Raw genomic sequence first — 24861 nt, 5'->3', positions numbered from 1 at the left:
AGGGGTTAAAAGGAACACATCATGGCCAAGAAGGTATTGAACAACATCTCGGAAATCCGCCGGTTCTTCCACACCAACAAGGATCCGATCTATTTCGTCTCGGCGACCAATTTCAACCTGCTCGGCCTCGACGAGTGGGTGAAGAACTTCAAATACATCTGCTACATGGATTGCTTCGACGGCCGCCACCCCAACGTGCTCTGCCCCTCAGAACTGCCCCACGACGAATTCCAGTCGATCGAGGACATCAACAATTACCTCCTCCAGCACAAGGAGGTCATCGACTACGTCAAGAAACGCGGCGGCAAGCCGAAATTCGTCTTCCTCATGTTCGACGAGAAGACCGAGAAGCTGGTCAAGGAACTCGGCGGCGAGGTCTGGTTCCCCAAGGCCAAGCTGCGCCAGTCGATGGACAACAAGATCGAAACCGTCCGCGTCGGCAACAAGGCCAAGGTGCCCTCGGTCCCCAACACCCTCTCCGAGGTCAAGGACTACAAGCACCTCCAGGAACTCACCAAAAAGGCCGGCATCGGCAACGACCTCGTCCTGCAATCGGCCTTCGGCGATTCAGGCCACACCACCTTCTTCATCAAGTCCGAGTCCGACTTCCGCAAGCACGAGCACGAGATCGTCGGCCAGGGCGAGATCAAGATCATGAAGCGCATCGACTGCCGCGGCTCCGCCATCGAGGCCTGCTGCACCTCCGAAGGCACCATCGTCGGCCCGCTGATGACCGAACTCGTCGGCTTCAAGGAACTGACGCCCTATCGCGGCGGCTGGTGCGGCAACGAGATCTTCTCGACTGCCTTCCCCCCCAAGACCCGCCAGAAGGCCCGCGAACTCACCTTCCGCTTCGGCGAACAGCTGCGCAAGGAAGGCTACCGCGGCTATTTCGAACTCGACTTCCTGATCGAGAAGAAGAACGGCGACATCTGGCTGGGCGAGCTTAACCCGCGCATCACCGGCGCCAGCTCGATGACCAACCACGCCGCCTTCGCCCATGCCGACGCGCCGCTCTTCCTCTTCCACCTGCTGGAATTCTCCAAGAAACCCTTCAAGCTGAACGTGGAGGAGCTGAACGCCCGCTGGGCCGACCCCGACATGATCGACAGCTGGTCGCAAATGGTGATCAAGCACACCGACGACAACGTCGACATAATCACCCACGCGCCGCAGTCCGGCATCTACCGCATGATGCCCGATGGCCGCGTGGTCTATGACCGCTTCGACTATCACCGCCGCGCGGTCGAGAACGAGGACGAGGCCTTCTTCCTGCGCATCTCCAACGTGGGCGACTACCGCTATGAGGGCGCCGACCTCGGCATCCTGGTCACGCGGGGCCGCTCGATGACGGGCGGCTTCCAGCTGACCTCCAAGTCGAAACAGTGGATCGAGGGCATCAAGTCCGCCTATTCCGCAAGGCCCCTCCCCAGCGCCACCGCGCTGAGCGACCCGGCCTTCAAGATCATGTAACCGCCTTCCATCCCCCTCCCCTCGGGGGAGGGGGCAGGGGGAGGGGGCTGCAGGGCTGGGTTCACCCCTCGTAGGGTGGGCAATCTGCCCACCACACCCTTTCGGTAGGGTGCGTGCTCCGCACGCACCGCTCCTCCCCGACCTCCCGCCGTGCCTCGAGTCAAAATGGCGAAGCCACCGCCGGGCAGGGGCCGACCAGCCGGTAGCGCCTACGTCGCCTCGCCAACGTCACCGCCTAATATCCGCCGGAATACCCGGCACGATGAGTTGCCTGGGACCTCTCAAGTCGAGCCCACACGCTGCCGGGTACTGGCCTGTTTTGCTACCCCGATCAAATCATGGAGAAAGCCGATTTTGTGAGTATCGAAAAATCTTTCGCAAAAAGGCGCAACAACGTATCACGCTGACCTGAATATCCTCCGCCCCCGCCGCCGCTTCCCCCCTGCCGGACCATCCCGAAAAACCCGTCCCAGAACGTCACTCTCGAAAAATACATTAAAATCAAAATCTTGACCCCCCGTCCTAGCTAGGACACCTGTTTGGCCCGGCCAGAACCGGGCCAAATCTCCCCTCCCGGGGTCTCCCTGGCCGGCCGCCCCTCTCAGAAGTTCGTGCGGTCCGCGCCCTTCAGGTCCAGTATCTCCCGCGCCTCGGCCGGAGTCGCGATCTCCAGCCCCAGCTGCTCGATGATGGTGCGCACCTTCGTCACCTGCTGGGCATTTGACTCGGCCAGCCGGCCCGGCCCGATCCAGAGCGAATCCTCCAGCCCGACCCGCACGTTTCCCCCCATCGCCGCCGCACTCGCCGCAATCGCCATCTGGTTCTTCCCGGCCCCCAGGACCGACCAGCGATAGTCCTCGCCGAACAGCCGGTCCGCCGTCCGTTTCATGTGCATCACATCCTCCGGATGCCCGCCGATCCCGCCCAGGATGCCGAAGACCGACTGCACGAAGAACGGTGGCTTCACCAGCCCGCGGTCCACGAAATGCGCCAGCGTATAGAGATGGCCGATATCGTAGCACTCGATCTCGAACCGCGTGCCCTGCTCGGCACAGCGGGTCAGGATACCTGCGATATCCTTGAAGGTGTTCTTGAAGATGCGGTCATCGGACTCGGCCAGATAGGGACGCTCCCACTCGTGCTTGAAATCCTTGAAACGCCCGAGCATCGGGTAGAGCCCGAAGTTCATGCTCCCCATGTTCAGCGAGGCGACCTCGGGCTGGAACGTCACCACGGGCCGGATACGTTCCTCCACCGTCATCGTCGGCGCGCCGCCGGTGGTAATGTTCACCACGCAGTCCGACCGCTGTTTGATCGTGCGCAGGAAGGGTTCGAACAGCTCGGGCGACTGATCCGGCCGCCCGTCCTTCGGATCGCGCGCGTGCAGGTGCACGATGGCCGCCCCCGCCTCGGCCGCCCCTATGGCCGCATCCGCGATCTCCTGCGCGGTGATCGGAATATGCGGCGACATGGACGGGGTGTGAATCGCCCCGGTGACGGCGCAGGTGACGATGACTTTTCTCGCGGCCATGATGTTCTCTCCCATACCCGCCGGCTCGTTAAACCGGCGCAGCCACCTTGGCGGACTGTCGCGCCGCTGGGAAGGGTCATCCCGAAGGAGGGGAACCGATCGCGGAGATGGTCCACACCGGCCGGATCGTGATATGCGGACGGAAGAAGAGTTCGGGAGGACGACATGGACATGGGACTGGAGGGACTGCGTGTGGCGATCTCGGGAGCCGGATCAGGCATCGGGCTGGAGATGGCCCGCCGGTTCGCGCAGGAAGGGGCGTCGGTCTTCATCGGTGACGCAAATCCGTCCGCCTTGGGGAAACTGGCCACAAGCGACCCGGCGCTGGGCTCCGCGCCCTGCGACGTGGCCGACCGCGGCTCTGCCACCGGCTGGATAGCAGCCTGTGTGGCCAGTCTGGGTGGTATCGACTGCCTGATCAACAATGCGGGCATTGCCGGACCCACCGGTCCCGTGGAGGCCATCGATCCGGCGGAATGGGACCGGACGCTGGCGGTCAACATCACCGGCCAGTTCAACCTGACCCGCCTGGCCGTCGAGCATCTGCGCAAAAGTGAAAATGGCAGCATCCTGAACCTCTCCTCCGCGGCAGGCCGGCTCGGGTTTGCTTTGCGTACGCCCTACGCAGCCTCGAAATGGGCGGTGGTCGGTTTTACCAAGTCTCTGGCCAAGGAACTGGGCGGCCATGGGATTCGCGTGAATGCCCTGCTGCCAGGCCTCGTCGATGGCGAGCGAATCCAGAGTGTCTTTGCCAGCAAGGCAGCGGCCAGGGGGATTTCGGCCGAACAGCAGCAGGCCGAGTCCATGGCCCATGCCTCGATCAAGAAGCTCGTGCCAACCAGCGAACTGGCCGACATGGCGGTCTATCTCGCATCGCGCCATGCCAGCACGATTTCGGGGCAGGCCATCAGCATCTGTGGCGATCTGGAAGCGCTCAGCTGACCAAGGTCAGGGTGCGGGCGTCCAGCGCACATCGTCGATGTGCGGCGCGGCTGTGGCCAGCATGATCAATCGGTCGAAGCCCAGCGCAATGCCTGAGGCCGGGGGCATCAGCTCCAGCGCCGCGAGGAAATCCTCGTCGATCGGATAGCGTTCGCCGTAGATACGGGCTTTTTCATCCATCTCGGCCTCGAACCGGCGGCGCTGTTCCACTGGGTCCGTCAATTCGCCGAAACCGTTGGCCAGTTCGACTCCGCAGCCATAGACCTCAAACCGCTCGGCCTCGCGCGGGTCGTCGGTGCAGGCACGGGCCAGGGCCGCCTCGACGGCGGGATAGCGGTCCAGAATGGTCAGCCGCCCGTATCCCAGATGTGGCTCCACCCGTTCCGCCAGGATGCGCGAGAAGATGTCCGACCAGCTGTCGTCCGCTGCGGTCCGCACGCCGGCGGCGCTGGCTTGGGTGGCAAGAGCGTCGCGATCGGCGGTCGCCTTGCCAGCGGTGGCGAGCAAATCAATCCGAGCGTGACGGGCAAAGGCCTCGGCAACCGAAAGTCGTTCGAATGGCTTGAAAGGATCGCAGGCCACTTCGCCGAAGCGCAGCACATTTGTTCCGGCGGCCTGGCAGGCCAGTTGGATCATTGCCGCCACGTCGTCCATCAGAACGGTATATTCCTCATTTGCCCGATACCATTCGAGCATCGTAAATTCTGGGCTGTGGCGCGACCCGCGCTCGCGGTTGCGCCAGACGTGGGCAAAGGCCGCGATGCGTGTTTCGCCCGCGGCCAACAGCTTCTTCATGGCGAACTCGGGCGAAGTGTGCAGGTACATCCTGTGCGGCACCCCATCGTTGCCAATGGCCTGAGTGGAAAAGGCGTGAAGATGTGCTTCGTTCCCGGGGCTCATCGCAAGAGCCGCCGGATCGACCTCGGTGAAATCTTGATCGCTCAGATACGCGCGAATTGCCGCCTGCGCGCGGTTGCGGGCGAGCAGGATCGGGCGGCGGTCGGCGTGTCGGCCCGGGCTCCACCAGCGCGTCGGAGTCATCACTTTCACCTCGTCTCTGGATTCTTGTGCAGACTTCGGCTAGGGCCGGGTCCGAGAAGGCGCATAGGCCGCCGCGCGATCAACCACAAGGAATACGCCGTGAAAGTCATTGCTTCCTCCCTTCGCAAAGGGAATGTCGTCGAGATGGACGGCAAGCTCTACGTCGTTCTGAAGGCCGAGAACTTCCATCCCGGCAAAGGCACGCCCACGACCTCGGTCGATATGCGTCGCATTTCCGACGGTGTGAAGACCACGGAACGCTGGAAAACCACGGAGCAGGTCGAAAAGGCCACGGTGGACGAACGCGAATGGGATTTCCTGTATGACGATGGCGAAGGCTATCACTTCATGAATCCCGAGACCTTCGACCAGGTCGCGGCCACGCCCGACGTGGTGGGCGACGCGGCGGCCTATCTCGAACCTGGCATGAAGGTCTTTCTCCAGACGTTCGAGGGTGCCCCCATTGCCCTCGAATTGCCGCAGAAGATGGTGGTCGAAATCTCCGAGACCGAGCCCGTGGTCAAAGGGCAGACGGCTTCATCCAGTTACAAGCCGGCGATGACTACGATCGGCGTGCGCGTGATGGTGCCGCCGCATATCGACGTCGGCACCAAGATCGTCATCAACACCGCTGACAACACCTATGTCGAGCGGGCCAAGTCGTAGAAACAGGAATCTAGGGCCGGCCCATCCTGTCGGCCCATCACGCTCCTGACCTGTCCGGTCGGTCCAAGACCTCGCTGGCCTAGTGCCTTCGGGATAAAGGCGCTGGTGCCGAGGGTCTGCGACTGATCTTGGTCTAATTGCCGATGCGCATTCGGATTGCCAACTTGATCCTAGGCGCGAGGGCAGGTGAACCAGAATGTGGTCTCTTGGTTGACGACCGAGGCAAAGCCGATCTGACCGCCCATCCGCTCCACGATCTGCTTCGCGATGTTGAGCCCAAGGCCCGTGCCTCCGACCTTGCGGGTATCGGTGCCATCGGCTTGCGAGAACGGCTGGAATACCCGCTGACGGAACGAGTCGGGTATGCCGGCGCCGCGGTTGGTGACGGAAACCTTGACGAAAGCGCCTTCCTCGACAGCAGAGAGCCGAACGACATTGTCTGGTTCGGAGAACTTGCAGGCGTTCGAAATCAGATTTGAAAGAACCTGCCCGAACCGGTTGCGATCGACATTCACAAAGGTGTCGGGATCGGCCTGCTCAATGACCAGCGTCTGACGCAGCTTCTGCGCCATCGGCATATTGATTTCGCAGCCCTCCTCCAACAACTCGGCGATGCTCTCGTCGCTATATTGGAATTCGAACTGACGGGACTCGATACGCTCCAGGTCCAGCACGTCATTTACCAGTTGAAGCAGGCGGTCGGAATTCTGCCGCGCGATGTCGAGCAGCCGCTTGCGCTTGTCCGGCAGATCGGCCAGTTCCGTCGACGACATCAGTTCGAGTGCGCCCCGGATCGACGTGAGCGGTGTGCGCAGTTCGTGGCTGATCGTCGAGACGAATTCGCTCTTGGTGCGCTCCATTTCCTTGACTTCGGAAATGTCGTTGATCTGTACGATGAACAGCAGGTCTCCCAGGTTTTCATCCACGGTCCATGAGATGCTGATCAGGCCCCAGCTCTTGGTGCCATCCCGCAGAATGAACTGCTTCTCAGCCTGCATCGCGCTTTCGCCCGCATCTCGCCGTGCGTCGATTTCAGCAAATATGTCCGCCAGATCCTTGCGATCCAGTACATCGCGAAGCCGAACGGAGGTCAGCAGTTCTTCTTCCGTGTAGCCGAGGAAGTTGCACATCGCTTCGTTTACTGCCGTGAAGCGATGCCGTCCCACCGCTATCGCCTTGCCGACCGGGGCGTGGAAGAACACCAGCCGGAAACGCTCTTCACTCAGCGCCAGTGCGTTCTGGGCGATCATCTGGTCAGTGACATCCGTCTGGGCGCCGACATAGCGCAACGCCCGGCCGTCGCTGTCCCAATCGACTACAGTCGCGTCGGACTGCATCCAGCGCCACTCATTATCGTTGAAACGGACCCGATAGCGGGCAGACGACCGTACCGTCTCGCCCCTTATGCACGCCGCGTCCGAAGCCCTGAGCATTTCTCGGTCGTCCGGATGCACCCGGCTCATGAAAACGGTTTGTGGATCGAATTCTTCGTCTTCCAGTTCCACGCCCATAAGGCGGCGCCAGTTGTCCGAGACCACGGACTTGCCGGTGGTCAGATCGATATCGAAAACGCCGATCTGGGCACCTTTCAAAGCAAGATTCCAACGCTTTTCCGTTTCCCGGATCTTTGTCAGATGGTTTTCCTGTTCCGTCACATCCAATAAAAGTATGGTACGACGCAGTTTGCCTTCGGCGGTCCGCCACTGGGTTTGACGATAGTCCAGGACTCTTTCCACACCTGAGGGGCCCGGCGCGTTGAAGCATTTGCCTTCGTTGAGTGCGATATCGAGTTCGGGAAGGATGCTGTCGATGACCTGGCCCACAATCAGGTCCTCATCGCGCCCCAGTGTGGTGACTGCCGTTTCGTTGGCGCGCATTACGACGCCACCTGCATCCAGCGTCAAAATTCCGACATGGGCCTTCTCGAAGACAGACCTGTATTCATCCTCGCTCGTTTTGAGGGCGCTAGACTTTTCCCGCACCTGAGTCAGGAATTTCCTTTCATTTCTCGACAGCAGAAAAATAATCAGATCGAACAAGCCCGTTATGCCCAGTCCTACGATAAGGATGACATACGGCGCGCGAAACGGCTGGGCGGCTTCGAATTTCGGAGTGCTCTCCCAATGTATGGTCCAGTCGCGACCAAACATATCTACGGTCTTCGTCACACTGTAGAGTTCGTCGTGCATTCCGTCTGGGCGCTGGGTGCCATATATTAGGCGGTCGGGATCGATTGCCGAGCCGTCGAAGACAGAGACTTCGAAGAGATCATCCTGATAGAGCGTCAGGACGCGCAGGAGGCGTGAGCCGACGATGCGGCCGAAAACCCAGCCGAAAAAAGCCTGCTGACGCTGAGCTTCCGTGTCGGTTGGCATGGAAGCCCTGTAGACCGGATGAAACATGAGAAAAATTGGCTGCGTGTCAGCCTTTTCGTCCAGACGCAATGTCTTTGTTATGCGGGTCTGCCCACTATCCCGCGCGTCGATGGCATCCTGCCGCAAATCGTCATCGAATGCGATATCGAGGCCAAGCATCCCCTGAGGGTCATCCGCCGGTTCGAGATATTGCACGACCATCTTTTCATCCGCATTGCTATCAGGATGAATATCAAGTTCCGTGACCCCTTCGGCGCGCAATTTGTCCAGAAACGCAGGTAAGGTGCTCTGACGTGCCGGCACGACAAGTCCCAGGCCGGTCAGTCCCGGAAAGTTCTTTTCAGGATCAATGTGTGAAACGTAATTCGTGACGTCTTCTTTGGTGACCTGATCCGAGGCCACAAACAAACCCGTCATGGCATTCAGACTTTGAGCGTAGGATTTTAACCTTTCGTTCAGTGCCGTCAGGTTGTCGGTGGTTAAGGTTTGGAACACTTCAATCGAGCGGGATTCCGCAATATTCTTCACGACCCAAGTGGCCAGGAATGTCAGGCTCAGGCAGATGGCAAGTAGAAGGAAACGAAAGGGTTTAACGCGAACTATCAAGTTGCGTTTCCTTCCTCGCGGATTGCGGAGGAATGATCGTTCAATTCCATTTGCGCTTTGGTCATTAGGTCAACCGATGCGCAATCACAAGTTGTTGTAAGAATTTGCCAACTCTCCGATAACGTGTTGGGGTCGGTATGGGGCATCCGATGCAACTTGTCCAGTCCAGGGAGAATCACCGCCGGGAGAGGCTGGCGATTTCGCCACGCTGCTCATCTGTGATCGCTGGGAATTCGTCGAAAACTGCGCTGGCATCCCAGGGCCCAGCCTCAGCTGCAGCACGATAGGGGTTCCTACGGCACCCGCCCGTTAGCGGTTCGCCGACTGCCATCAAGCGACGATGTCCGAACGCCCAGCGTTGCGGCCCGAAAAGATGCACCCGCCCAGGAATGTGCCTTCCAGCGCGTTGTAGCCATGATAGCCGCCGCCACCGAAACCCGCGACTTCTCCAGCCGCGAAGAGCCCGGGCACCACGACCCCGTCCGCGCTGACCATGCGGCCTTGCAGATCGGTCTGGAGCCCGCCAAGGGTTTTGCGCGTCAACACGTTCAGCCGAACGGCAATCAGCGGACCGTTGGCAGGATCGAGAAAGCGATGCGGTTTGGCGGTCCTGATCAGCTGGTCGCCCCGGTATTTGCGAGCGGCATGGATCGCCATCATCTGCGTGTCCTTCGAGAACGGATTGACTACCTGTGCATCGCGCGCTGTGATTGCGGCGCGCATTTCGGCGACATCGATCAGGTTGCTGTCAGCCACCCTGTTCATTCCGGCCACGAGTTCCTCCAGGGTATCGGCGACGACAAAATCCTCGCCATTCTCCTTGAATGCTTCGACGGGTCTGGGGGCCCGGCGTCCGGACAAAACGCGCGACCGGATGACCTCGCCCCATTTCCCCGACGTGAAATCGGGGTTCTGCTCGGATCCGGAGAGAGCAAATTCCTTTTTAATGATCTTCTGGGTCAGCACGAACCAGCTGTAATCATACCCTGACGCCAGGATAGCCTTTAGGGTGCCCAAAGTGTCAAAGCCCGGCAGGCAGGGCGGAGGCAATCGTTTGCCGGTTGCGTCGAACCACATTGAGGATGGTCCCGGCAGAATGCGAATGCCGTGGTTCGGCCAGATCGGATCCCAGTTCGCAACGCCTTCGGTATAATGCCACATGCGGTCACGGTTGATAACGTGGCCTCCGGCAGCTTCCGATATGGCGATCATACGGCCGTCGACATGCGCAGGTACACCAGCCACCATGCGCTCGGGCGGCGGGCCGAGCCGCTCAACCGGCCAAGACTGGCGGACAAGATCGAAGTTGCCACCGATCCCGCCCGAGGTGACGATCACAGACGCGCCATGCAGTTCGAATTCTCCGGTTGCATCCCGGTTCGATCTGCGGCCGCGCGCAGCCGTGTTCGGCGCAAGGAGCGTTCCCGAGACCCCCGTCGCCGCGCCATTCTTCATCGTGATCCTGTCGACCTGATGGCGGAAAAGCAGTTTTATCCGTCCGGCTGCGACATGCGCCCGAACCCTTTGCTCGAAAGGTCGCAGCACGCCGGGTCCCGTGCCCCAGGTGATGTGAAATCGCGGCACCGAGTTGCCGTGTCCGGTGGCGAACGTGCCACCGCGTTCGGCCCAGCCTACGACCGGGAACCACCGAAGACCCATGGCGTGCAACCAGGAGCGCATCTCGCCTGATGCGAAGTTCAGATAGGCCTCCGCCCATTGCCGCGGCCAGGCATCTTCCGGGCGGTCGAATTGCGCTGATCCCATCCAGTCGAGCGTCGCGAGTTCCTGACTGTCCTGGATGCCCATGCGCCGCTGTTCGGGCGTGTCCACCATGAACAGTCCGCCCAGGCTCCAGAATGCCTGACCGCCAAGATTGTTCTCGTTCTCCTGTTCGAGCAGGATGACCTTCCTGCCGCGGTCGCCCAGTTCCGCCGCAGCGACGAGTCCGGCCAGTCCGGCCCCGACGATGATCGCATCTGCATCGGCCATGGCAGCTCCCCCGCTGTTTCGAACAGCCTATGGAGCAACAGACAATCGCGCAACACGCACATTCGGCGTTTCGCAGGAGGAGCATTCGCAAAAGTCGCAGCTCCTCAGAGTGGCCAGAACACGAGGATTGCAGGAATCGAAACTGCGATGACCAGAGCTTCAAGCGGCAGCCCCATCCGCCAATAGTCGCCAAAGCGATAGCCTCCGGGCCCCAATACTAGGGTGTTGTTCTTGTGGCCGATCGGCGTGAGGAAGGCGGAGGAGGCTGCCACCGCTACGGCCATCAGGAAGGGATCGGGCGACACATCGAGCGACTGCGCCATCTGAATGCCGACCGGCGCGGCGACGATGGCTGTCGCGGTGTTGTTGAGCACATCCGAAAGCGTCATTGTCACAACCATCAGGATCGTCAGGATAACCCATGCCGGCATGCCCTGCGTCAGTCCAACCAGAGAGTCCGCGATCAGTTTTGTTCCGCCGGCGCTTTCCAATGCTGTGCCAAGCGGGATCATCGAGCCAAGGAGCACCACCACTGGCCATTCGATGTGATCGTATATCTCTGTGATCGGCATGATCTTGGTCAAAACATATCCGATTACGACTATCCCCAGCGCGACCGGAAGGTAGATAAGCCCGAAGCTGGCCGCGGCCACCGCGGCGGCGAACAGACCAATCGCAAGCCATACCTTCTCGTTCGCCGTGACGGCCAGACCGCGTTCGGCCAATGGCAGAACACCTAGCCATTCGGTTACATCGCCGCCCTGACCCTTTGGGCAGAGCAGAAGCAGGATGTCACCGGGCTTGATTTCCGTCTGACGCATCTGCCGTGTGATCCGCTGCCCATGCCGCGAGATCCCCATCAAAAGGGCGCTCTTGCGCCAGGTCAGACCGATTGCTTGAGCCGTCTTGCCGGCGATCCGGGCGGATTCGGGAACGACGACTTCAATAACCTCCAGGCCCTCGCCTGCGGCGTTCAGCTTTTCCTGTCGCGCAGCATCTGAAAAGTCGAGCTCCAACGCGGCGCGGAATTCGTCCAGAGCATCGGGCGCCGCTTCCAGAACCAGTATGTCGCCGGCTGCCAGTTCCGTGTTCGACGCGCGCCCATAACGGCGTTCTCCATCGCGGATGAGGCCAAGGATAGCCACGTCGCTTTTTTCTGCGAGTTCATCGAGTTCGGCGAGGCGCTTGCCGATGTGTTCCGAACCCTCGGGCACCGTCAATTCCGCAATGTATTGTGCCAGTCCTGCGTCGCCGCTCGCTTCCTGCTCGCGCGCAGGGATCAGGCGCCAGCCGATCAGGGCGACGAAGATCAGACCGGCCAGCGCCGCGAGTCCCCCCACAGGGAGGAAGTCGAACATGCGAAATGGCTCGCCCAGGTAATCCTGACGAATGGAGGCGATGATGATGTTGGGTGGTGTGCCGATCAAGGTTGCCATGCCGCCAAGGATCGTCGCAAAGCTCAAGGGCATGAGAGAAAGCCCCGGCGCGCGTCCGGCCTTGCGGGCGGTCTGGATGTCGACCGGCATCAACAGCGCCAAAGCCGCCACATTGTTCATAAAGGCCGAAAGAACGGCACCAATACCCCCCATCAGGGCAATATGCCCGCCAAGTGCGCGTGTGCTGTCGACAAGAGTGCGGGTGATCAGAAATACCGCGCCCGACCGGACGAGACCTGCCGAGACAACCAGAACAAGGGCGACCACCAATGTTGCCGGATGACCGAAACCAGCAAAGGCCTGATCGGATGGCACAACCCCCAGGACCACGCCCGCCATAAGGGCGGAAAATGCAACCAGATCGTATCTGAATCGACCCCACAACAGCAGCGCGAACACAGCGGCGAACAGCGCAAACAGGATCATCTGGTCAGTTGTCATGAGGTCTCTTTCCTGGTTCTGCCCGCCCGCAGAGTTTCGTATCCGGGCGCCCAATGCAACGCTCCGGGTCGGTATCGGCTCCCGAGCGCGACGTCGAATCTGCGCGTGGGTCCGGGGTTGCAGGCCGGGGGGCGGCTGCAATATAGAGACGCAGATTTTCAGAACGCGGAGACGATGACATGGCCGGCCATTCCAAATGGGCGAATATCCAGCACCGGAAAGGACGCCAGGATGCGATCCGCGCAAAGCTCTTCTCCCGGCTCAGCAAAGAAATCACTGTTGCTGCGAAGATGGGTGATCCTGATCCCGACAAGAACCCGCGCTTGCGCCTGGCCGTCAAGGAGGCCAAGTCCAGCTCCGTGCCCAAGGACGTGATCGAACGCGCCATCAAGAAATCCATTGCCGGCGAGGGCGATGATTATGAAGAAATCCGCTACGAGGGCTACGGACCCGGCGGGATCGCGGTGCTGGTTGAGGCGATGACGGACAATCGCAACCGTACCGCTTCGAACGTGCGCTCGACCTTCTCGAAGAACGGCGGCAACCTGGGTGAGACGGGATCGGTCGCTTTCATGTTCGACCGGAAGGGAGAAGTGACCTATCCCTTGTCTGCGGGAAGTGCCGATGACATCATGATGGCTGCCATCGAAGCGGGTGCCGAGGATGTCGAGACGGACGAAGAGTGGCACTATATCTATTGCGCCGACACTGATCTGAACGACGTCTCGAATGCATTGGAGGCGCAGTTGGGCGAGTCGGAGTCGACCAAGCTGATCTGGAAGCCGCAGACCACCACGGAGCTTGATCTCGAAGGCATGCAAAAGCTGATGAAGCTGATCGAAGCGCTGGAGGACGACGATGACGTTCAGCGCGTCACTGCAAACTTTGAAGCTTCGGATGAGGTGATGGCCCAGCTCTGAACGGGGCAGGGGCCAGGCCCCTGCCGCATTCTGGATAGGCCTGTGCCTTACTTTCCCCAGCGCGCGCCGCCGTCGATGTCAATCACGGTGCCTGACAGATAGTGGACCTTGGGCGATGCCAGCATCACTGCGAGGTCGGCAATCTCGGTCGCTTCAGTTGGCCGCCCGAACGGATAGGTGGCTGGATCGACAAGTTCCTCCCACCGCGCGGCGTCGCCAAAGGTGTGCTCTGCCCGTGTCTTAAGTTGGTCGATCATCCGATCCGTCTTGGTCACTGTGGGATTGATCCCGAAAATGCGGACGTTGTCCTGTGGCGTTGCTGCGCCGAGAGCCGAAGTAAATCCGATCAGGGCGGCGTTTCCGGCGGCGCCGATGATATAGCTCGGCCTTACAGCCCTCCCACCCAATCCGATGATGTTGATCACCGTTCCGGAGCGTCGCGCGCGCATGGCCGGCACGTAAAGCTTGCACAGATGTATATAGCCCCAGACCTTCAGGTCGAACCCGCTGCGCCAATCCTCCATGCTCGATGCTTCCAGGGTTCCGCCTTTGATAGCCCCGGCGTTGTTGACGAGGATGTCGATGTCAGGCCGTTCTGCGAAGAGGCGTTCGCGCTCGCTGTCCTGCGACAGATCGGCGGCCACCCAACCCACTGTCACGCCACTGGCCCGCGCGATTGCATCTGCGTTTTGCTCCAGCATCTCGGCCCGCCGGGCGACCAGCGTCAGCCGCGCGCCTTCGCGCGCGAAGGATTTGGCGATCTCCAGCCCGATGCCCTTTGACGCCCCGGTGATCAACACGTGCCGGTCTTTAAGTTGTAGGTCCATATCCGCTTCCTCTCCTCACTGTGTCGGCATCCTTCCCTCTGTCGGGAGGGACAGGCCAGTCCGCTCATGCAGCAGGTCGTAGCCCAGTCGCCGCCGCGCGTCGCACAGCCTGCGTCAGCGGTGCGAGAGGCGTGGCCATGATGCGGCTGACCTGCCAGTTCAATTCCACGTCCAGCGGCGCCGCCTCCAGCAGCGTAGCGAGCGATCCGTCATGGAGCGCCGGTCCAAGGAGAGCCTCGGGGTTCATACCCCAGCCAAGCCCCAGCCGCGCCGCGTCGATGAACGCCTGCGTCGATGGCACCACGTGGGCCGGCGGGTGAAGGCCGGCGCCCAGGTGCTGATCCAGCCAGGCACGCTGAAGCGAGTCTTTTGAGCTGTACGTCTGGCAAGGCGCCCGTGCCGCCGTTTCTCGGGTCACGCCGCCGGCGAACCAGCGCGCCATGAAGCCAGGCGAAGCCGTTGCGAAATATCGCAATGCTCCAAGAGGATACGCGTTGCAGCCCGCGGCTGGCTTGGGCAGCGCCGTGACCGCTGCACTGACATCGCCGCGCTTCAGCCAATCAGCGCTGTGCCCCTCATCGTCGATCACCAGGTCGAACAGGACACCGTCCACTTGCGCGAGCGCCGGCAGGAACCATGTTGACAGGCTGTCGGCGTTTACGGCGATGCGCAATACAGTCGGACGTGGCCGGCCGTGCAGTCCAAGATCACGAGCCAGCTGCGCTTCCAGCAGGCCGATGTCTTCGGCGTGCTTTGCGATCCGCGCGCCTGTCGGGGTGGCCGAACAAGGCGTTCCCCTGTTGATCAAAACGGCTCCGACCCGGTCCTCGAGGGCCCGTATGCGCTGGGATATGGCCGAGGGAGTTACCGAGAGCTCTTCGGCGGCCAGCTCGAAACTGCCCCGCCGAAGGATATGAGCCAGTGCATTGAGATGATCGGGGTCGAACTGCATTAGCGATTCTTATTTGGCTTTACTTGCTTTAATTTGAGTAGGCCCCGCCAAGGCGTTAGTCAAACCTGCGCCTCGATATTGGAAGACCTGATGTTCTATTCCACGCTTTCCGGCTTCCTGCTGGGTTTGAGCCTGATCCTCGCCATCGGAGCTCAGAACGCTTTTGTCCTGCGGCAAGGTCTGCTGCGGCAGCACGTTTTTGCTGTCTGCTTCTCCTGCGCGCTGTCCGATGCCATCCTGATTGCTGTCGGAGTTGCGGGTTTCGGAATTGCTGCAGGCTCGGTTACGTGGATCGCCGAAACGATGCGCTGGGGCGGTGCCGCTTTCCTGACAGTTTACGGGCTGCTCAGTCTGCGCCGCGCCTGGAGCAACACCTCGGCGCTGGCTGTATCGGACACTGCCGGGAGAGGACTTTCTTCGACGATACTGACGGTTCTCGCCTTCACCTGGCTCAATCCGCACGTCTATCTGGACACGCTCGTCCTTGTCGGTTCTATCTCGTCTCAAGCGGAGTATCCGGCGCTTTTCGGGTGCGGCGCGGTTGCCGCCAGCTTTGCGTTCTTCTTTTCGCTCGGCTACGGCGCGCGTCTTCTCGCGCCCGTGTTCGCCTATCCCGCGGCGTGGCGCATTTTCGATCTCGCAATCGGTTTGACCATGTTCGCCATCGCTGCAGGACTTGTTGTCATGTGAAGGGTTGCCACTCTGCGCCAATGGGTGTTCAAGACGCTATCATGACCCAACCCGTTCCTGCGCGCCCTGTTACGGGTATTCTTTGGATGCTCTTCGCCGGCATTTGCTTTGTGGGCGTCAACGCGCTGGTAAAATATCTGGGTGATCGGATCCCGGCGGCCGAATCTGCCTTCCTGCGCTATCTCTTCGGCTTCTTCTTCCTGATCCCGCTGTTTCGCAGCATGCTGAGCGTCCGTATCGACCGGGTGCTCTGGATTCAGTTCATAGGCCGTGGCGTGTTCCATGCCTTCGGTGTGATGCTGTGGTTCTATGCCATGACCCAGATTTCCCTCGCAGACGTGACGGCGATCAACTACCTCTCTCCGGTTTACGTCACCATCGGCGCAGCCCTGTTTCTGGGTGAGCGCCTCGCGATCCGGCGCATCATGGCCATCATTCTGGCGCTTGTCGGCGCCGCGATCATTCTGCGACCGGGATTTCGCGAGATCGGGACCGGGCATTGGGCGATGATGCTGGCGGCGGTTGTTTTCGGTGGCTCCTACGTTCTGGCAAAGGTTGTGGTGGACAAAGCGAACCCCGCTCTCGTCGTGGGAATGCTCTCACTTTGGGTCACCGTTGCGCTGGCGCCTTTCGCGATTGCCGTTTGGGTGACGCCGACACCGGCGGAGGTTGCGATACTCGTGGCCGTAGCCTTCTGTGCCACAACCGGTCACTACGCGATGACCCTCGCCTTTGCCGCCGCTCCGGTGACCGTCACACAACCTGTCACGTTCCTGCAACTGGTCTGGGCGACGCTTCTCGGCGTGTTCGTCTTCCACGAAGCGCTCGATCCTTACGTTTTGGCTGGGGGCGGTCTGATCCTGGCGTCGGTCACATTCATCAGCTGGCGCGAAGCCGTCCTCAATCGCCGCGCAGTGACGCCGCCTGCTCCGGCTCCCGAGGTCTGACGGCGGATACCGGCGTTTATTGATTGACGAGTCAATAAACAGTTTCTAGCCTCTTCCGGTATCCCTGCCGGAGTGCGATCCGCTATGCCCAAAGTCGGAATGGAACCGATCCGCCGCGAGGCCTTGGTCAAGGCCACCATCGCCGAGGTGGGAGCAGCCGGATCGCTGGATGTCACGGTCAGCCAGATTGCCCGTCGTGCCGGCATGTCGAGCGCCTTGGCGCATCACTACTTCGGTGGCAAGGAACAGATCTTCGTCGCTGCCATGCGCCGCATCCTGTCAGATTTCGGAGAGGAGGTGCGCGCTGGCCTGGCCCGCGCGACCGAAGGACGCCGTGCCGAGGCTATCGTGCGTGCGTGCTTTGCACCTTCGTGTTTCACGCCCGATGTGATTTCGGCGTGGATGACCTTCTATGTCATGGCACAGACCCATCCAGATGCGCTTCGGCTTTGGCGCATCTACCAGAACCGCATTCGCGCGAACCTGACACACGCACTTAGGGGCCGCACCGACCGCCCAGTCGAACTCGCCGCCACGCTAGCGGCTTTGATCGACGGCCTCTACATTCGCGCGGCCCTGCACGAACCCGAAATACCCGAACGTGCCACCGTCCATGCGCTTGACGTGCTTGCCAATCTGACAGGAGGACGCAAATGACGCGGCCCAACATTCTCATCGTCATGGTCGATCAGCTGAACGGGACGCTGTTCCCTGACGGGCCGGCCGCCTGGCTGCACGCGCCGAACCTCAAGGCCCTGGCGGCGCGCTCTACGCGGTTTGCCAATACCTATACCGGATCTCCGCTCTGCGCGCCCGGACGCGCCTCGTTCATGTCCGGACAGCTCCCCTCTCGAACGGGTGTCTATGACAATGCTGCCGAATTCCGCTCGGACATTCCAACCTTTGCCCATCACCTGCGGCGGGCGGGTTATGCGACCTGTCTTTCGGGGAAGATGCATTTCGTCGGGCCCGACCAGCTTCATGGTTTCGAGGAGCGACTGACCACGGACATCTATCCCGCCGATTTCGGCTGGACGCCGGATTATCGAAAGCCCGGCGAACGTATCGACTGGTGGTATCACAATATGGGTTCGGTCACCGGGGCAGGGGTCGCCGAAATCACCAACCAGCTCGAATACGACGACGAGGTGGCCCATTTCGCGAAGATGAAGCTCTACGATCTGGCGCGCGGCGGCGACACTCGTCCGTGGTGCATGACGGTCAGTTTCACACATCCGCACGACCCCTACGTCGCGCGTCGCAAATACTGGGATCTCTACGAAGATTGCTCGCATCTCGCGCCCGAGGTTCCTGCAATGGCTTACGAAGAGCACGATCCCCACGCGCGCCGTCTTTTCGACGCCTGCGACTGGCGGAGTTTCGACATAACCGAAACAGATATTGCCCACTCGCGACGGGCATATTTCGCCAATATCTCCTATCTCGACGACAAGATCGGCGAACTGCTGCAGGTAATTGAAGACACCCGGCAAGAGGCGATTGTCGTCTTCGTCTCCGATCATGGCGATATGCTGGGAGAGCGTGGCCTCTGGTTCAAGATGAGCTTCTACGAAGGCTCGGCGCGGGTGCCTATGATGATCGCGGCTGCGGGAATGCCCACCGGGCGCATCGATACTCCGGTCTCGACGATGGATGTTACCCCCACGCTCTGCGATCTCGCAGGGATCGACATGACAGAGGTCGCTCCCTGGACCGATGGCGAGAGCCTGATTCCTCTGGCTAACGGAGCGCAACGCACCTCGCCCGTTCTTGTGGAATACGCCGCCGAAGGGTCCGACGCGCCGTTGGTCTGCCTTCGGCAGGGCCGATGGAAATACAATCGTTGTTCCCTTGACCCCGACCAGCTGTTCGATCTTGAAGCGGATCCGCACGAGTTGACCAACCTTGCCACCGATCCGTCGCACTCGGAAACGCTGGCGCGCCTTCGCGCAACGTCCGAAGCCCGTTGGGACCTCGCCCGCTACGACGCCGACGTCCGCGCGAGCCAGGCGCGCCGCTGGGTCGTTTACGAGGCTCTGCGCCAGGGCGGCTACTACCCATGGGATTTCCAGCCGCTACGGGCGGCTTCGGAACGCTATATGCGCAATCACATGGACCTGAACGTGTTGGAAGAGAGCAAGCGTTTCCCGAGGGGAGAGTGAGTGGATGGTTGTGTTGTGCACCCAATGTCCGACCGCCGTGGCAGACTATTCCCGAACCGACCGCAGAGGCTTGAAGCCATGATCACAGTTTATGGCCGCGCAACCTCATCCAATGTCCAGGCCGTCATGTGGGGCATCGCCGAGATGGGCTTGCCCTGTAACCGACTGGACTACGGGCACAGCTTTGGCGGGCTCGACACGTCCGAGTTCCGCGCTCTGTCGCCACACGCGCGCGTGCCGGTGATCCGGGATGGCGATCTGGCCGTTTTCGAAAGCTGCGCCATTCTCCGCTATCTCGCCTCCCAATACGGTGATGGCGGCGCATTCTGGCCGACTGATCCGAAGTCGCGCGCGCGCGTGGATATGTGGGCCGAATGGGCCAAGACCGAGCTCTGTGCGCGCTTCACCGTGCCGATCTTCTGGCCGCGCGTCCGGACTGCCGCCGCAAAGCGAAACCAGTCTGCGCTCGACCAAGCCATCTCCGATTTTCAGGTCCACCTCGCCCGTGTCGATGATCTGCTTGCTCCCGGCCAGCCGTTCCTTCTGGGTTCTGATCTCACGATGGCCGATATCATAGCAGGCCACATTCTCTACCGCTGGTTCTCCATCGACGTGCCGCGCCTGCGCTTCCCGCACGTCGAGGCCTGGTACCAGCGGCTCACCGACCGTCCCGCCTATCGGGAACACGTCATGGTGGACTACAGTGTTCTCGCCGATCCGGAGGCCGGATGATGGAGGCGGATTTCGTCATCGTCGGCGCCGGTTCAGCAGGCTGTGCCATGGCATGGCGTCTGTCCGAAAGCGGCGCCTCGGTCATCGTAGTCGAGCACGGCGGCAGCGATGCGGGACCGTTTATCCAGATGCCGGCCGCGCTGAGCTATCCGATGAACATGTCGCTCTACGACTGGGGCTATACCAGCGAGCCCGAGTCGCATCTGAACAATCGCCGCCTCGCGGTGCCGCGCGGCAAGGTCATCGGCGGGTCATCTTCGATCAACGGTATGGTCTATGTTCGCGGCCACGCGCTGGACTACGACCACTGGGCCGAGATGGGCGCGGACGGCTGGAGTTATGCCGACGTGCTGCCCTATTTCAGGCGGATGGAATCGTGGGACGATGGCGGCTTGGGAGGGGATCCGGACTGGCGCGGCACAGAGGGCCCTTTGCATGTCACCCGTGGCGCCAGGTGGAACCCGTTGTTCGATGCCTTCGTCGAAGCGGGGCGTCAGGCCGGTTATCCGGTGACCGCCGACTACAATGGGCACCAACAGGAAGGCTTTGGGCCAATGGATCGGACGATCTGGAAGGGGCGCCGCTGGTCGGCCGCCAATGCCTATCTTCGTCCCGCCCTGAAGCGACCCAACTGTGCGCTGGTCAAGGGCTTTGTCGAACGGGTCGAGATCGTGGACGGCCGAGCCACCGGTGTCATCCTTAGGGACCGTCCGCCTATCCGGGCCCGGCGCCAGGTCGTCCTTGCCGCCTCCTCGATCAATTCCCCCAAGTTGCTCATGCTGTCTGGCATTGGACCCGCGCAGCACCTGCGCGCGCTGGGTCTCAACGTTATTGCCGACCGTCCTGGCGTCGGCGCCAATCTGCAGGACCATCTGGAGGTCTACATTCAGATGGCGTCCAGTCAGCCGATCACACTCTACAAGCATTGGAACGTCGTATCCAAGGCTCTGATCGGTGCGCAGTGGCTGATGACCAAGACCGGGCTCGGCGCTTCGAACCAGTTCGAAAGCGCGGGTTTCATCCGATCGAGGGCTGGTGTTCGATATCCTGACATTCAGTTCCACTTTCTTCCGATTGCCGTCAGATATGATGGCCGGGCCGCCGCCGAGGGGCACGGTTTCCAGGCGCATGTCGGCCCTATGAGGTCTGAAAGCCGGGGGGGGGTCACGCTGCGCTCTGCCGACCCCGCCGACGCGCCAATAATCCGTTTCAACTACATGTCGAAGGACAGTGACTGGCGGGACTTCCGCGCCTGTGTGCGGCTTACGCGCGAAATTTTCGCGCAGCCCGCCTTTGCTCCTTTCGTTAAGGCCGAGATTCAGCCCGGCGCCACCATTCAGTCAGATGGCGAGATCGATGCCTTCATCGCCGAGCATGCCGAAAGCGCTTACCATCCCTGCGGCACCTGCCGCATGGGCCGCCGCAACGACAAGAACGCGGTGGTCGACAGCCAAGGCCGAGTGATCGGGGTCGAGGGCCTGACTGTAGCGGACAGTTCGATCTTCCCGCGGATCACCAACGGCAACCTCAACGCGCCCTCGATCATGGTCGGAGAAAAAATTTCTGATCACCTGCTGGGGCGGACGCCGTTGCCGCCTGCAAACGACGAGCCTTGGCTGAACCCTGCGTGGGAAACATCACAGCGTTAACCTTTCGCGGACTGTCCGATTGAACCGTTAACGGCCCGGCCGTAGGTCAACCGGATGTTAAGGATTTGCCTCGCTCTGTTCGTCGTCATTCTGCCATCCATCACATGGGCCGATGTGCACGGTCGGATCGACGTCGTCGATGCGGATACATGGGACGTCGGTGGTGCAAGGGTCCGGTTGTTTGGTATCGATGCACCGGAACTCGGCCAGACTTGCACCGATCTGCAGGGCCGGATGTGGACTTGTGGCGACTGGGCCACGGAACAGACCCGCGCGCGGTATCAGGGTCGACGGGCAATCTGCGAGAGGCTCGATACGGATCGATATAACCGAATCGTCGCGCGATGCTTCGTCGAAGGACAGGATGTTGCTCGTGATCTTGTGCGGGAGGGATGGGCTCTGGCCTACCGCCGCTATGCATTCGACTACGATCTGGACGAAAAGGTCGCGCACCTCAGAGGCGTCGGGATCCACGCCGGAGCGTTTCAGCAGCCGTCCGAATTTCGTGCCGGCCCGATCCGGCCAGCCTCTGGCAGTTGTGTGATCAAAGGCAATATCTCTGTCGGGGGCGAGCGGATCTACCATCTTCCCGGACAAGAGCATTACGGCCGCACGCGCATCTCCACTGATACGGGCGAGCGCTGGTTCTGCAGCGAGGCTGAAGCCCGGGCCGCCGGCTGGCGTCGCGCCCGGCGATAACCACCACGTCGCTTCGGACGCGAGGTCGGACCGCTACCGGCCGTTGGCTCGGCGCCACTCTGCGAACCTTGCGAGGTTTTCTTCCTTTGTAGCCGGATAAAGGCCGATGATGCTCGCACCACGCATTACCTGTTCCAGGGCAAAATCCTCGTAGGCCGTCATCTCGGTCGCTTCTTCAGCGACCTCATCGGCCAGTTCCGCCGGGATAACGATCACCGAATCGTCGTCGCCCACCAAGATGTCCCCGGGGAAAACGGCCACATCGCCACAACCTATCGGTACATTGATATCGATGGCCTCGTTGTTGGTCAGGTTGGTCGGACTGGAAGCGCGGCTGTGATACGCGGGCATCTCGAGCCTGGCGATGTTCATTGCATCCCGGAACCCACCGTCTGTCACGATCCCAGCTACACCTCTGACCATCAGCCGGCTGACCAGAATGTCGCCCGCCGAGGCGACGCGCGGGTCTCGACGGCTGTCGATCACCATCACGCTGCCCGGCGGACAGGTTTCGATGGCATGACGCTGCGGGTGTTCGGGGTTACGGAACACTGCCAGGGTGTTACGATCTTCGCGAGCCGGGATATATCGAAGCGTGAAAGCGGGGCCGACCATGTTGCGGCCCTTGGCGCCAACCGGGCGGACATCCTGTATGACCTGGTGCCGCAAACCGCGCTTGAACAGGGCGGTGGACAGAGTGGCAACTGACACGTGGTTCAGTCGCGCCTTGGTCTCCAGTTTCAGCGGGTAATCCGTCATTACGTCCTCGTCAGGGTTTTCACCTCACTCCCTTCAAGGGAATGGGTCTGGCATTTCTGGTAAATTCCGATCAACCGACGGGGCGAAAGCGGCCATGGCACGCCGCGGTCCTCCACTGTCAACGCGCGCCTTGCAACATCAGTTGATCTCCGGTTCCGGCACCGGTGCACCGAAATCGGTTCTCAGGAAGTCGAAATCGCAGCCCTTGTCGGCCTGTTCGACGTGCTGAATGAACATCTGGCCATATCCACGTTCATAGCGGGGGGCAGGCGCGGTCCAGCGGGCGCGCCGCTCTGCCAGGTCTGCCTCTGACACGGCCACATTAAGAATACGGTTCGGCACATCCAGTTCGATCATATCTCCGGTCTCGATCAACGCCAGCGGACCCCCGATGTACGCTTCTGGCGCGACATGCAGGATGCAGGCGCCATAAGACGTGCCGGACATCCGCGCGTCGGACAATCGAACCATGTCGCGAATACCGTGTTTCAGCAGAGCCTTGGGCATCGGAATCATGCCCCATTCGGGCATGCCCGGCCCACCGAGCGGGCCGGCATTGCGCAGGACCAGAACGTGGTCCGGCGTCATCGGATAGGACTCGTCGTTGATGATCGCCTTCATCTCGGCGTAGCTGTCGGCCACAATGGCTGGGCCGCGGTGTGTCTGGAACTTGGGGTCCATCGCGGCCGGCTTGATCACGGCGCCATCTGGGGCGAGATTGCCTTTCAGAACCGCAAGCGATCCTTCGTGATAGACCGGATTCGAAAGCGACCGGATCACGTCGGAATTGTAATTTACCGCTCCCGAGATGTCTTCTCCCAGGGTCTTTCCGGAAACCGTCCTTGCAGTCAGATCCAGCCTGTCGCCGAGTTCTTTCATCAACGCCGGCAGACCGCCCGCGTAAAAGAAGTCTTCCATAAGATACTCTTTCCCCGAGGGCCGTATGTTCGCCAGGACCGGGGTCGTGCGACCGATGGAATCGAGGTGATCCAGGGTCAGCGGGATGCCGGCCCGTCGGGCCATGGCAATCAGGTGGATGATCGCATTCGTCGAACAGCCGGTCGCCATAGCCACCGTGACAGCATTGCGTGTCGCCGCCCAGGTCACGATCTTGTCGGGTGTCAGATCTTCCCAGACCATTTCAACGGCGCGGCGGCCGCAGGCTGCGGCCATCCGTTTGTGGGAGGCGTCCGGCGCCGGGATCGCTGATGCGCCCGGCAGGGTCAGGCCGAACCCTTCGGCAATCGACATCATCGTCGATGCCGTGCCCATCGTCATGCAGGTGCCGTAGCTGCGCGCAATGCCACCTTGCACACCATCCCATTCTTCCTTGCCGATGGTGCCGGCGCGGCGTTCGTCCCAGTATTTCCAGACGTCGGTGCCGGATCCCAGCTTTTCTCCCGCGTAATTGCCACGAAGCATCGCGCCGGCGGGCAAGAAGACGAAAGGCAATCCGGCGCTGAGTGCTCCCATTACCAGGGCAGGGGTCGACTTGTCGCAACCGCCCATCAGGACCGCCCCGTCGATAGGATGGGCGCGCAGGGTTTCCTCCACCTCCAGCGCGCCCATGTTGCGATAGAGCATCGAAGTCGGTTTCAGGAATTGCTCCGAGAAGGAATGAACGGGCATCTCGACCGGTGTGCCGCCGGCCTGCAGAATCCCGCGTTTGACCCATTCCGCGCGGTCGCGCAGATGGTGGTGGCACGGGGACAGGTCCGACCAGGTATTGATGATTGCGATGACGGGTTTTCCATCCCAGTCCTCGCCGCTCCACCCCATCTGCATGGCGCGCGAGCGATGTCCCATGCTGCGCAAATCGTCGGGTGCAAACCATCGCGCCGATCGCAGGTCGTCCGGTGTCTTTCGAGCCATTCCCTTGTCCTCCCCATGGATCGGTTGAGCAATGCGCGCAGGCATCGCCGGCGAAACCCAGCGCACCTGAAAGGGATGGAAGGGGCGAAGAGGGCGGTGCCAGACTTAAACAAAAAAACTGATATATTACTATATTACATCGGTCAACGCGG

General features: G+C 61.1%; 20 protein-coding genes. 11 read left to right on the top strand and 9 right to left on the bottom strand.

Features of this window, described 5'->3' with window-relative positions; all coding sequences use genetic code 11:
- Window positions 1–21 precede the first annotated feature (21 nt).
- Complete coding sequence (locus ACFO5X_RS02295; protein ID WP_380715495.1) at window positions 22–1473, top strand: biotin carboxylase; 1452 nt, start codon at window positions 22–24, stop codon at window positions 1471–1473.
- 601 nt (window positions 1474–2074) lie between these two features.
- On the opposite strand, the gene kce is transcribed toward ACFO5X_RS02295, so the two are convergent.
- The gene (kce, locus tag ACFO5X_RS02290) at window positions 2075–3004 is read right to left on the bottom strand and encodes a 3,5-dioxohexanoate:acetyl-CoA acetone transferase (RefSeq protein WP_380715494.1); all 930 of its coding nucleotides are present in this window, start codon (window positions 3002–3004) and stop codon (window positions 2075–2077) included.
- A gap of 165 nt (window positions 3005–3169) precedes the next feature.
- Here kce and ACFO5X_RS02285 point away from each other — a divergent pair, with 165 nt between their 5' ends.
- Window positions 3170–3946 (top strand): SDR family oxidoreductase, encoded by a 777-nt coding sequence (locus tag ACFO5X_RS02285; RefSeq protein WP_380715492.1) that lies wholly within the window; start codon window positions 3170–3172, stop codon window positions 3944–3946.
- A 6-nt stretch (window positions 3947–3952) separates the two neighbouring features.
- On the opposite strand, the gene epmA is transcribed toward ACFO5X_RS02285, so the two are convergent.
- Window positions 3953–4987 carry an EF-P lysine aminoacylase EpmA gene (gene epmA, locus ACFO5X_RS02280; protein ID WP_380715491.1) on the bottom strand — a complete coding sequence of 345 codons (1035 nt, stop codon included), beginning with the start codon at window positions 4985–4987 and terminating at the stop codon, window positions 3953–3955.
- 99 nt (window positions 4988–5086) lie between these two features.
- Between epmA and efp the strand changes: the two genes are divergently transcribed.
- Window positions 5087–5653 (top strand): elongation factor P, encoded by a 567-nt coding sequence (gene efp / locus ACFO5X_RS02275; protein WP_380715489.1) that lies wholly within the window; start codon window positions 5087–5089, stop codon window positions 5651–5653.
- Between the two features lie 170 nt (window positions 5654–5823).
- On the opposite strand, the gene ACFO5X_RS02270 is transcribed toward efp, so the two are convergent.
- The 3 genes from ACFO5X_RS02270 to ACFO5X_RS02260 all read right to left on the bottom strand — a co-directional run bounded on the left by ACFO5X_RS02270 (window position 5824) and on the right by ACFO5X_RS02260 (window position 12500).
- Entirely contained in the window at window positions 5824–8634 is a 2811-nt protein-coding gene (locus ACFO5X_RS02270; protein ID WP_380715486.1) for a CHASE domain-containing protein, read from the bottom strand.
- Between the two features lie 330 nt (window positions 8635–8964).
- The gene (locus ACFO5X_RS02265; protein ID WP_380715485.1) at window positions 8965–10623 is read right to left on the bottom strand and encodes an FAD-binding dehydrogenase; all 1659 of its coding nucleotides are present in this window, start codon (window positions 10621–10623) and stop codon (window positions 8965–8967) included.
- Between the two features lie 104 nt (window positions 10624–10727).
- Window positions 10728–12500, bottom strand: a complete 1773-nt coding sequence (locus ACFO5X_RS02260) for an SLC13 family permease (protein WP_380715484.1) — start codon at window positions 12498–12500, stop codon at window positions 10728–10730.
- A 179-nt stretch (window positions 12501–12679) separates the two neighbouring features.
- Here ACFO5X_RS02260 and ACFO5X_RS02255 point away from each other — a divergent pair, with 179 nt between their 5' ends.
- Entirely contained in the window at window positions 12680–13420 is a 741-nt protein-coding gene (locus ACFO5X_RS02255) for a YebC/PmpR family DNA-binding transcriptional regulator (RefSeq protein WP_380715482.1), read from the top strand.
- A 47-nt stretch (window positions 13421–13467) separates the two neighbouring features.
- Here the strand turns inward: ACFO5X_RS02255 and ACFO5X_RS02250 are convergent, their stop codons facing one another.
- Together ACFO5X_RS02250 and ACFO5X_RS02245 are read right to left on the bottom strand one after the other, a co-directional pair.
- Window positions 13468–14247 carry a short-chain dehydrogenase/reductase gene (locus ACFO5X_RS02250; RefSeq protein WP_380715480.1) on the bottom strand — a complete coding sequence of 260 codons (780 nt, stop codon included), beginning with the start codon at window positions 14245–14247 and terminating at the stop codon, window positions 13468–13470.
- A 64-nt stretch (window positions 14248–14311) separates the two neighbouring features.
- Window positions 14312–15199 carry a LysR family transcriptional regulator ArgP gene (locus ACFO5X_RS02245; protein WP_380715479.1) on the bottom strand — a complete coding sequence of 296 codons (888 nt, stop codon included), beginning with the start codon at window positions 15197–15199 and terminating at the stop codon, window positions 14312–14314.
- Window positions 15200–15289: 90 nt separating this feature from the next.
- On the opposite strand from ACFO5X_RS02245, the gene ACFO5X_RS02240 reads away from it, so the two are divergent.
- From ACFO5X_RS02240 to ACFO5X_RS02210, 7 genes are all read left to right on the top strand, one after another.
- Window positions 15290–15889, top strand: a complete 600-nt coding sequence (locus tag ACFO5X_RS02240; RefSeq protein ID WP_380715477.1) for a LysE/ArgO family amino acid transporter — start codon at window positions 15290–15292, stop codon at window positions 15887–15889.
- Window positions 15890–15909: 20 nt separating this feature from the next.
- Window positions 15910–16836, top strand: a complete 927-nt coding sequence (locus tag ACFO5X_RS02235) for a DMT family transporter (protein WP_380715475.1) — start codon at window positions 15910–15912, stop codon at window positions 16834–16836.
- Between the two features lie 84 nt (window positions 16837–16920).
- Entirely contained in the window at window positions 16921–17493 is a 573-nt protein-coding gene (betI, locus tag ACFO5X_RS02230; protein ID WP_380715472.1) for a choline-binding transcriptional repressor BetI, read from the top strand.
- Complete coding sequence (betC, locus tag ACFO5X_RS02225; protein ID WP_380715469.1) at window positions 17490–18998, top strand: choline-sulfatase; 1509 nt, start codon at window positions 17490–17492, stop codon at window positions 18996–18998. Before betI ends, betC begins: the two co-directional genes overlap by 4 nt.
- Before the next feature lie 78 nt (window positions 18999–19076).
- Complete coding sequence (locus ACFO5X_RS02220) at window positions 19077–19730, top strand: glutathione S-transferase family protein (RefSeq protein WP_380715467.1); 654 nt, start codon at window positions 19077–19079, stop codon at window positions 19728–19730.
- Window positions 19730–21379 carry a choline dehydrogenase gene (betA, locus tag ACFO5X_RS02215; protein WP_380716361.1) on the top strand — a complete coding sequence of 550 codons (1650 nt, stop codon included), beginning with the start codon at window positions 19730–19732 and terminating at the stop codon, window positions 21377–21379. The genes ACFO5X_RS02220 and betA overlap by 1 nt, the downstream gene beginning before the upstream one ends.
- Window positions 21380–21433: 54 nt before the next feature.
- Window positions 21434–22078: a thermonuclease family protein gene (locus ACFO5X_RS02210; RefSeq protein ID WP_380715465.1), complete on the top strand. Its 645-nt coding sequence runs from the start codon at window positions 21434–21436 to the stop codon at window positions 22076–22078.
- A 33-nt stretch (window positions 22079–22111) separates the two neighbouring features.
- Here the strand turns inward: ACFO5X_RS02210 and ACFO5X_RS02205 are convergent, their stop codons facing one another.
- Together ACFO5X_RS02205 and araD are read right to left on the bottom strand one after the other, a co-directional pair.
- Entirely contained in the window at window positions 22112–22837 is a 726-nt protein-coding gene (locus ACFO5X_RS02205) for a ribonuclease activity regulator RraA (protein ID WP_380715463.1), read from the bottom strand.
- A 138-nt stretch (window positions 22838–22975) separates the two neighbouring features.
- On the bottom strand, window positions 22976–24709 hold the full coding sequence (gene araD, locus ACFO5X_RS02200; protein WP_380715461.1) for an L-arabinonate dehydratase: 1734 nt from the start codon (window positions 24707–24709) through the stop codon (window positions 22976–22978).
- Between the last annotated feature and the right edge of the window lie 152 nt (window positions 24710–24861).

It is taken from the genome of Seohaeicola nanhaiensis (genome assembly GCF_042654245.1).
Taxonomy (GTDB): domain Bacteria; phylum Pseudomonadota; class Alphaproteobacteria; order Rhodobacterales; family Rhodobacteraceae; genus Seohaeicola_A; species Seohaeicola_A nanhaiensis.
Note: the sequence above shows the minus strand (reverse complement) of the source record. Positions and strands in the feature narration are given on the sequence as shown.

Coding starts and splice junctions, on each gene's coding strand:
- ACFO5X_RS02245 (WP_380715479.1), bottom strand. CDS start 15,199: ATGCAGTTCGACCCCGATCATCTCAATGCACTGGCTCATATCCTTCGG.
- betC (WP_380715469.1), top strand. CDS start 17,490: ATGACGCGGCCCAACATTCTCATCGTCATGGTCGATCAGCTGAACGGG.
- betA (WP_380716361.1), top strand. CDS start 19,730: ATGGAGGCGGATTTCGTCATCGTCGGCGCCGGTTCAGCAGGCTGTGCC.
- kce (WP_380715494.1), bottom strand. CDS start 3,004: ATGGCCGCGAGAAAAGTCATCGTCACCTGCGCCGTCACCGGGGCGATT.
- ACFO5X_RS02265 (WP_380715485.1), bottom strand. CDS start 10,623: ATGGCCGATGCAGATGCGATCATCGTCGGGGCCGGACTGGCCGGACTC.
- ACFO5X_RS02250 (WP_380715480.1), bottom strand. CDS start 14,247: ATGGACCTACAACTTAAAGACCGGCACGTGTTGATCACCGGGGCGTCA.
- ACFO5X_RS02285 (WP_380715492.1), top strand. CDS start 3,170: ATGGACATGGGACTGGAGGGACTGCGTGTGGCGATCTCGGGAGCCGGA.
- ACFO5X_RS02220 (WP_380715467.1), top strand. CDS start 19,077: ATGATCACAGTTTATGGCCGCGCAACCTCATCCAATGTCCAGGCCGTC.
- ACFO5X_RS02240 (WP_380715477.1), top strand. CDS start 15,290: ATGTTCTATTCCACGCTTTCCGGCTTCCTGCTGGGTTTGAGCCTGATC.
- betI (WP_380715472.1), top strand. CDS start 16,921: ATGCCCAAAGTCGGAATGGAACCGATCCGCCGCGAGGCCTTGGTCAAG.
- ACFO5X_RS02205 (WP_380715463.1), bottom strand. CDS start 22,837: ATGACGGATTACCCGCTGAAACTGGAGACCAAGGCGCGACTGAACCAC.
- epmA (WP_380715491.1), bottom strand. CDS start 4,987: ATGACTCCGACGCGCTGGTGGAGCCCGGGCCGACACGCCGACCGCCGC.
- ACFO5X_RS02235 (WP_380715475.1), top strand. CDS start 15,910: ATGGGTGTTCAAGACGCTATCATGACCCAACCCGTTCCTGCGCGCCCT.
- araD (WP_380715461.1), bottom strand. CDS start 24,709: ATGGCTCGAAAGACACCGGACGACCTGCGATCGGCGCGATGGTTTGCA.
- ACFO5X_RS02210 (WP_380715465.1), top strand. CDS start 21,434: ATGTTAAGGATTTGCCTCGCTCTGTTCGTCGTCATTCTGCCATCCATC.
- ACFO5X_RS02295 (WP_380715495.1), top strand. CDS start 22: ATGGCCAAGAAGGTATTGAACAACATCTCGGAAATCCGCCGGTTCTTC.
- ACFO5X_RS02255 (WP_380715482.1), top strand. CDS start 12,680: ATGGCCGGCCATTCCAAATGGGCGAATATCCAGCACCGGAAAGGACGC.
- ACFO5X_RS02260 (WP_380715484.1), bottom strand. CDS start 12,500: ATGACAACTGACCAGATGATCCTGTTTGCGCTGTTCGCCGCTGTGTTC.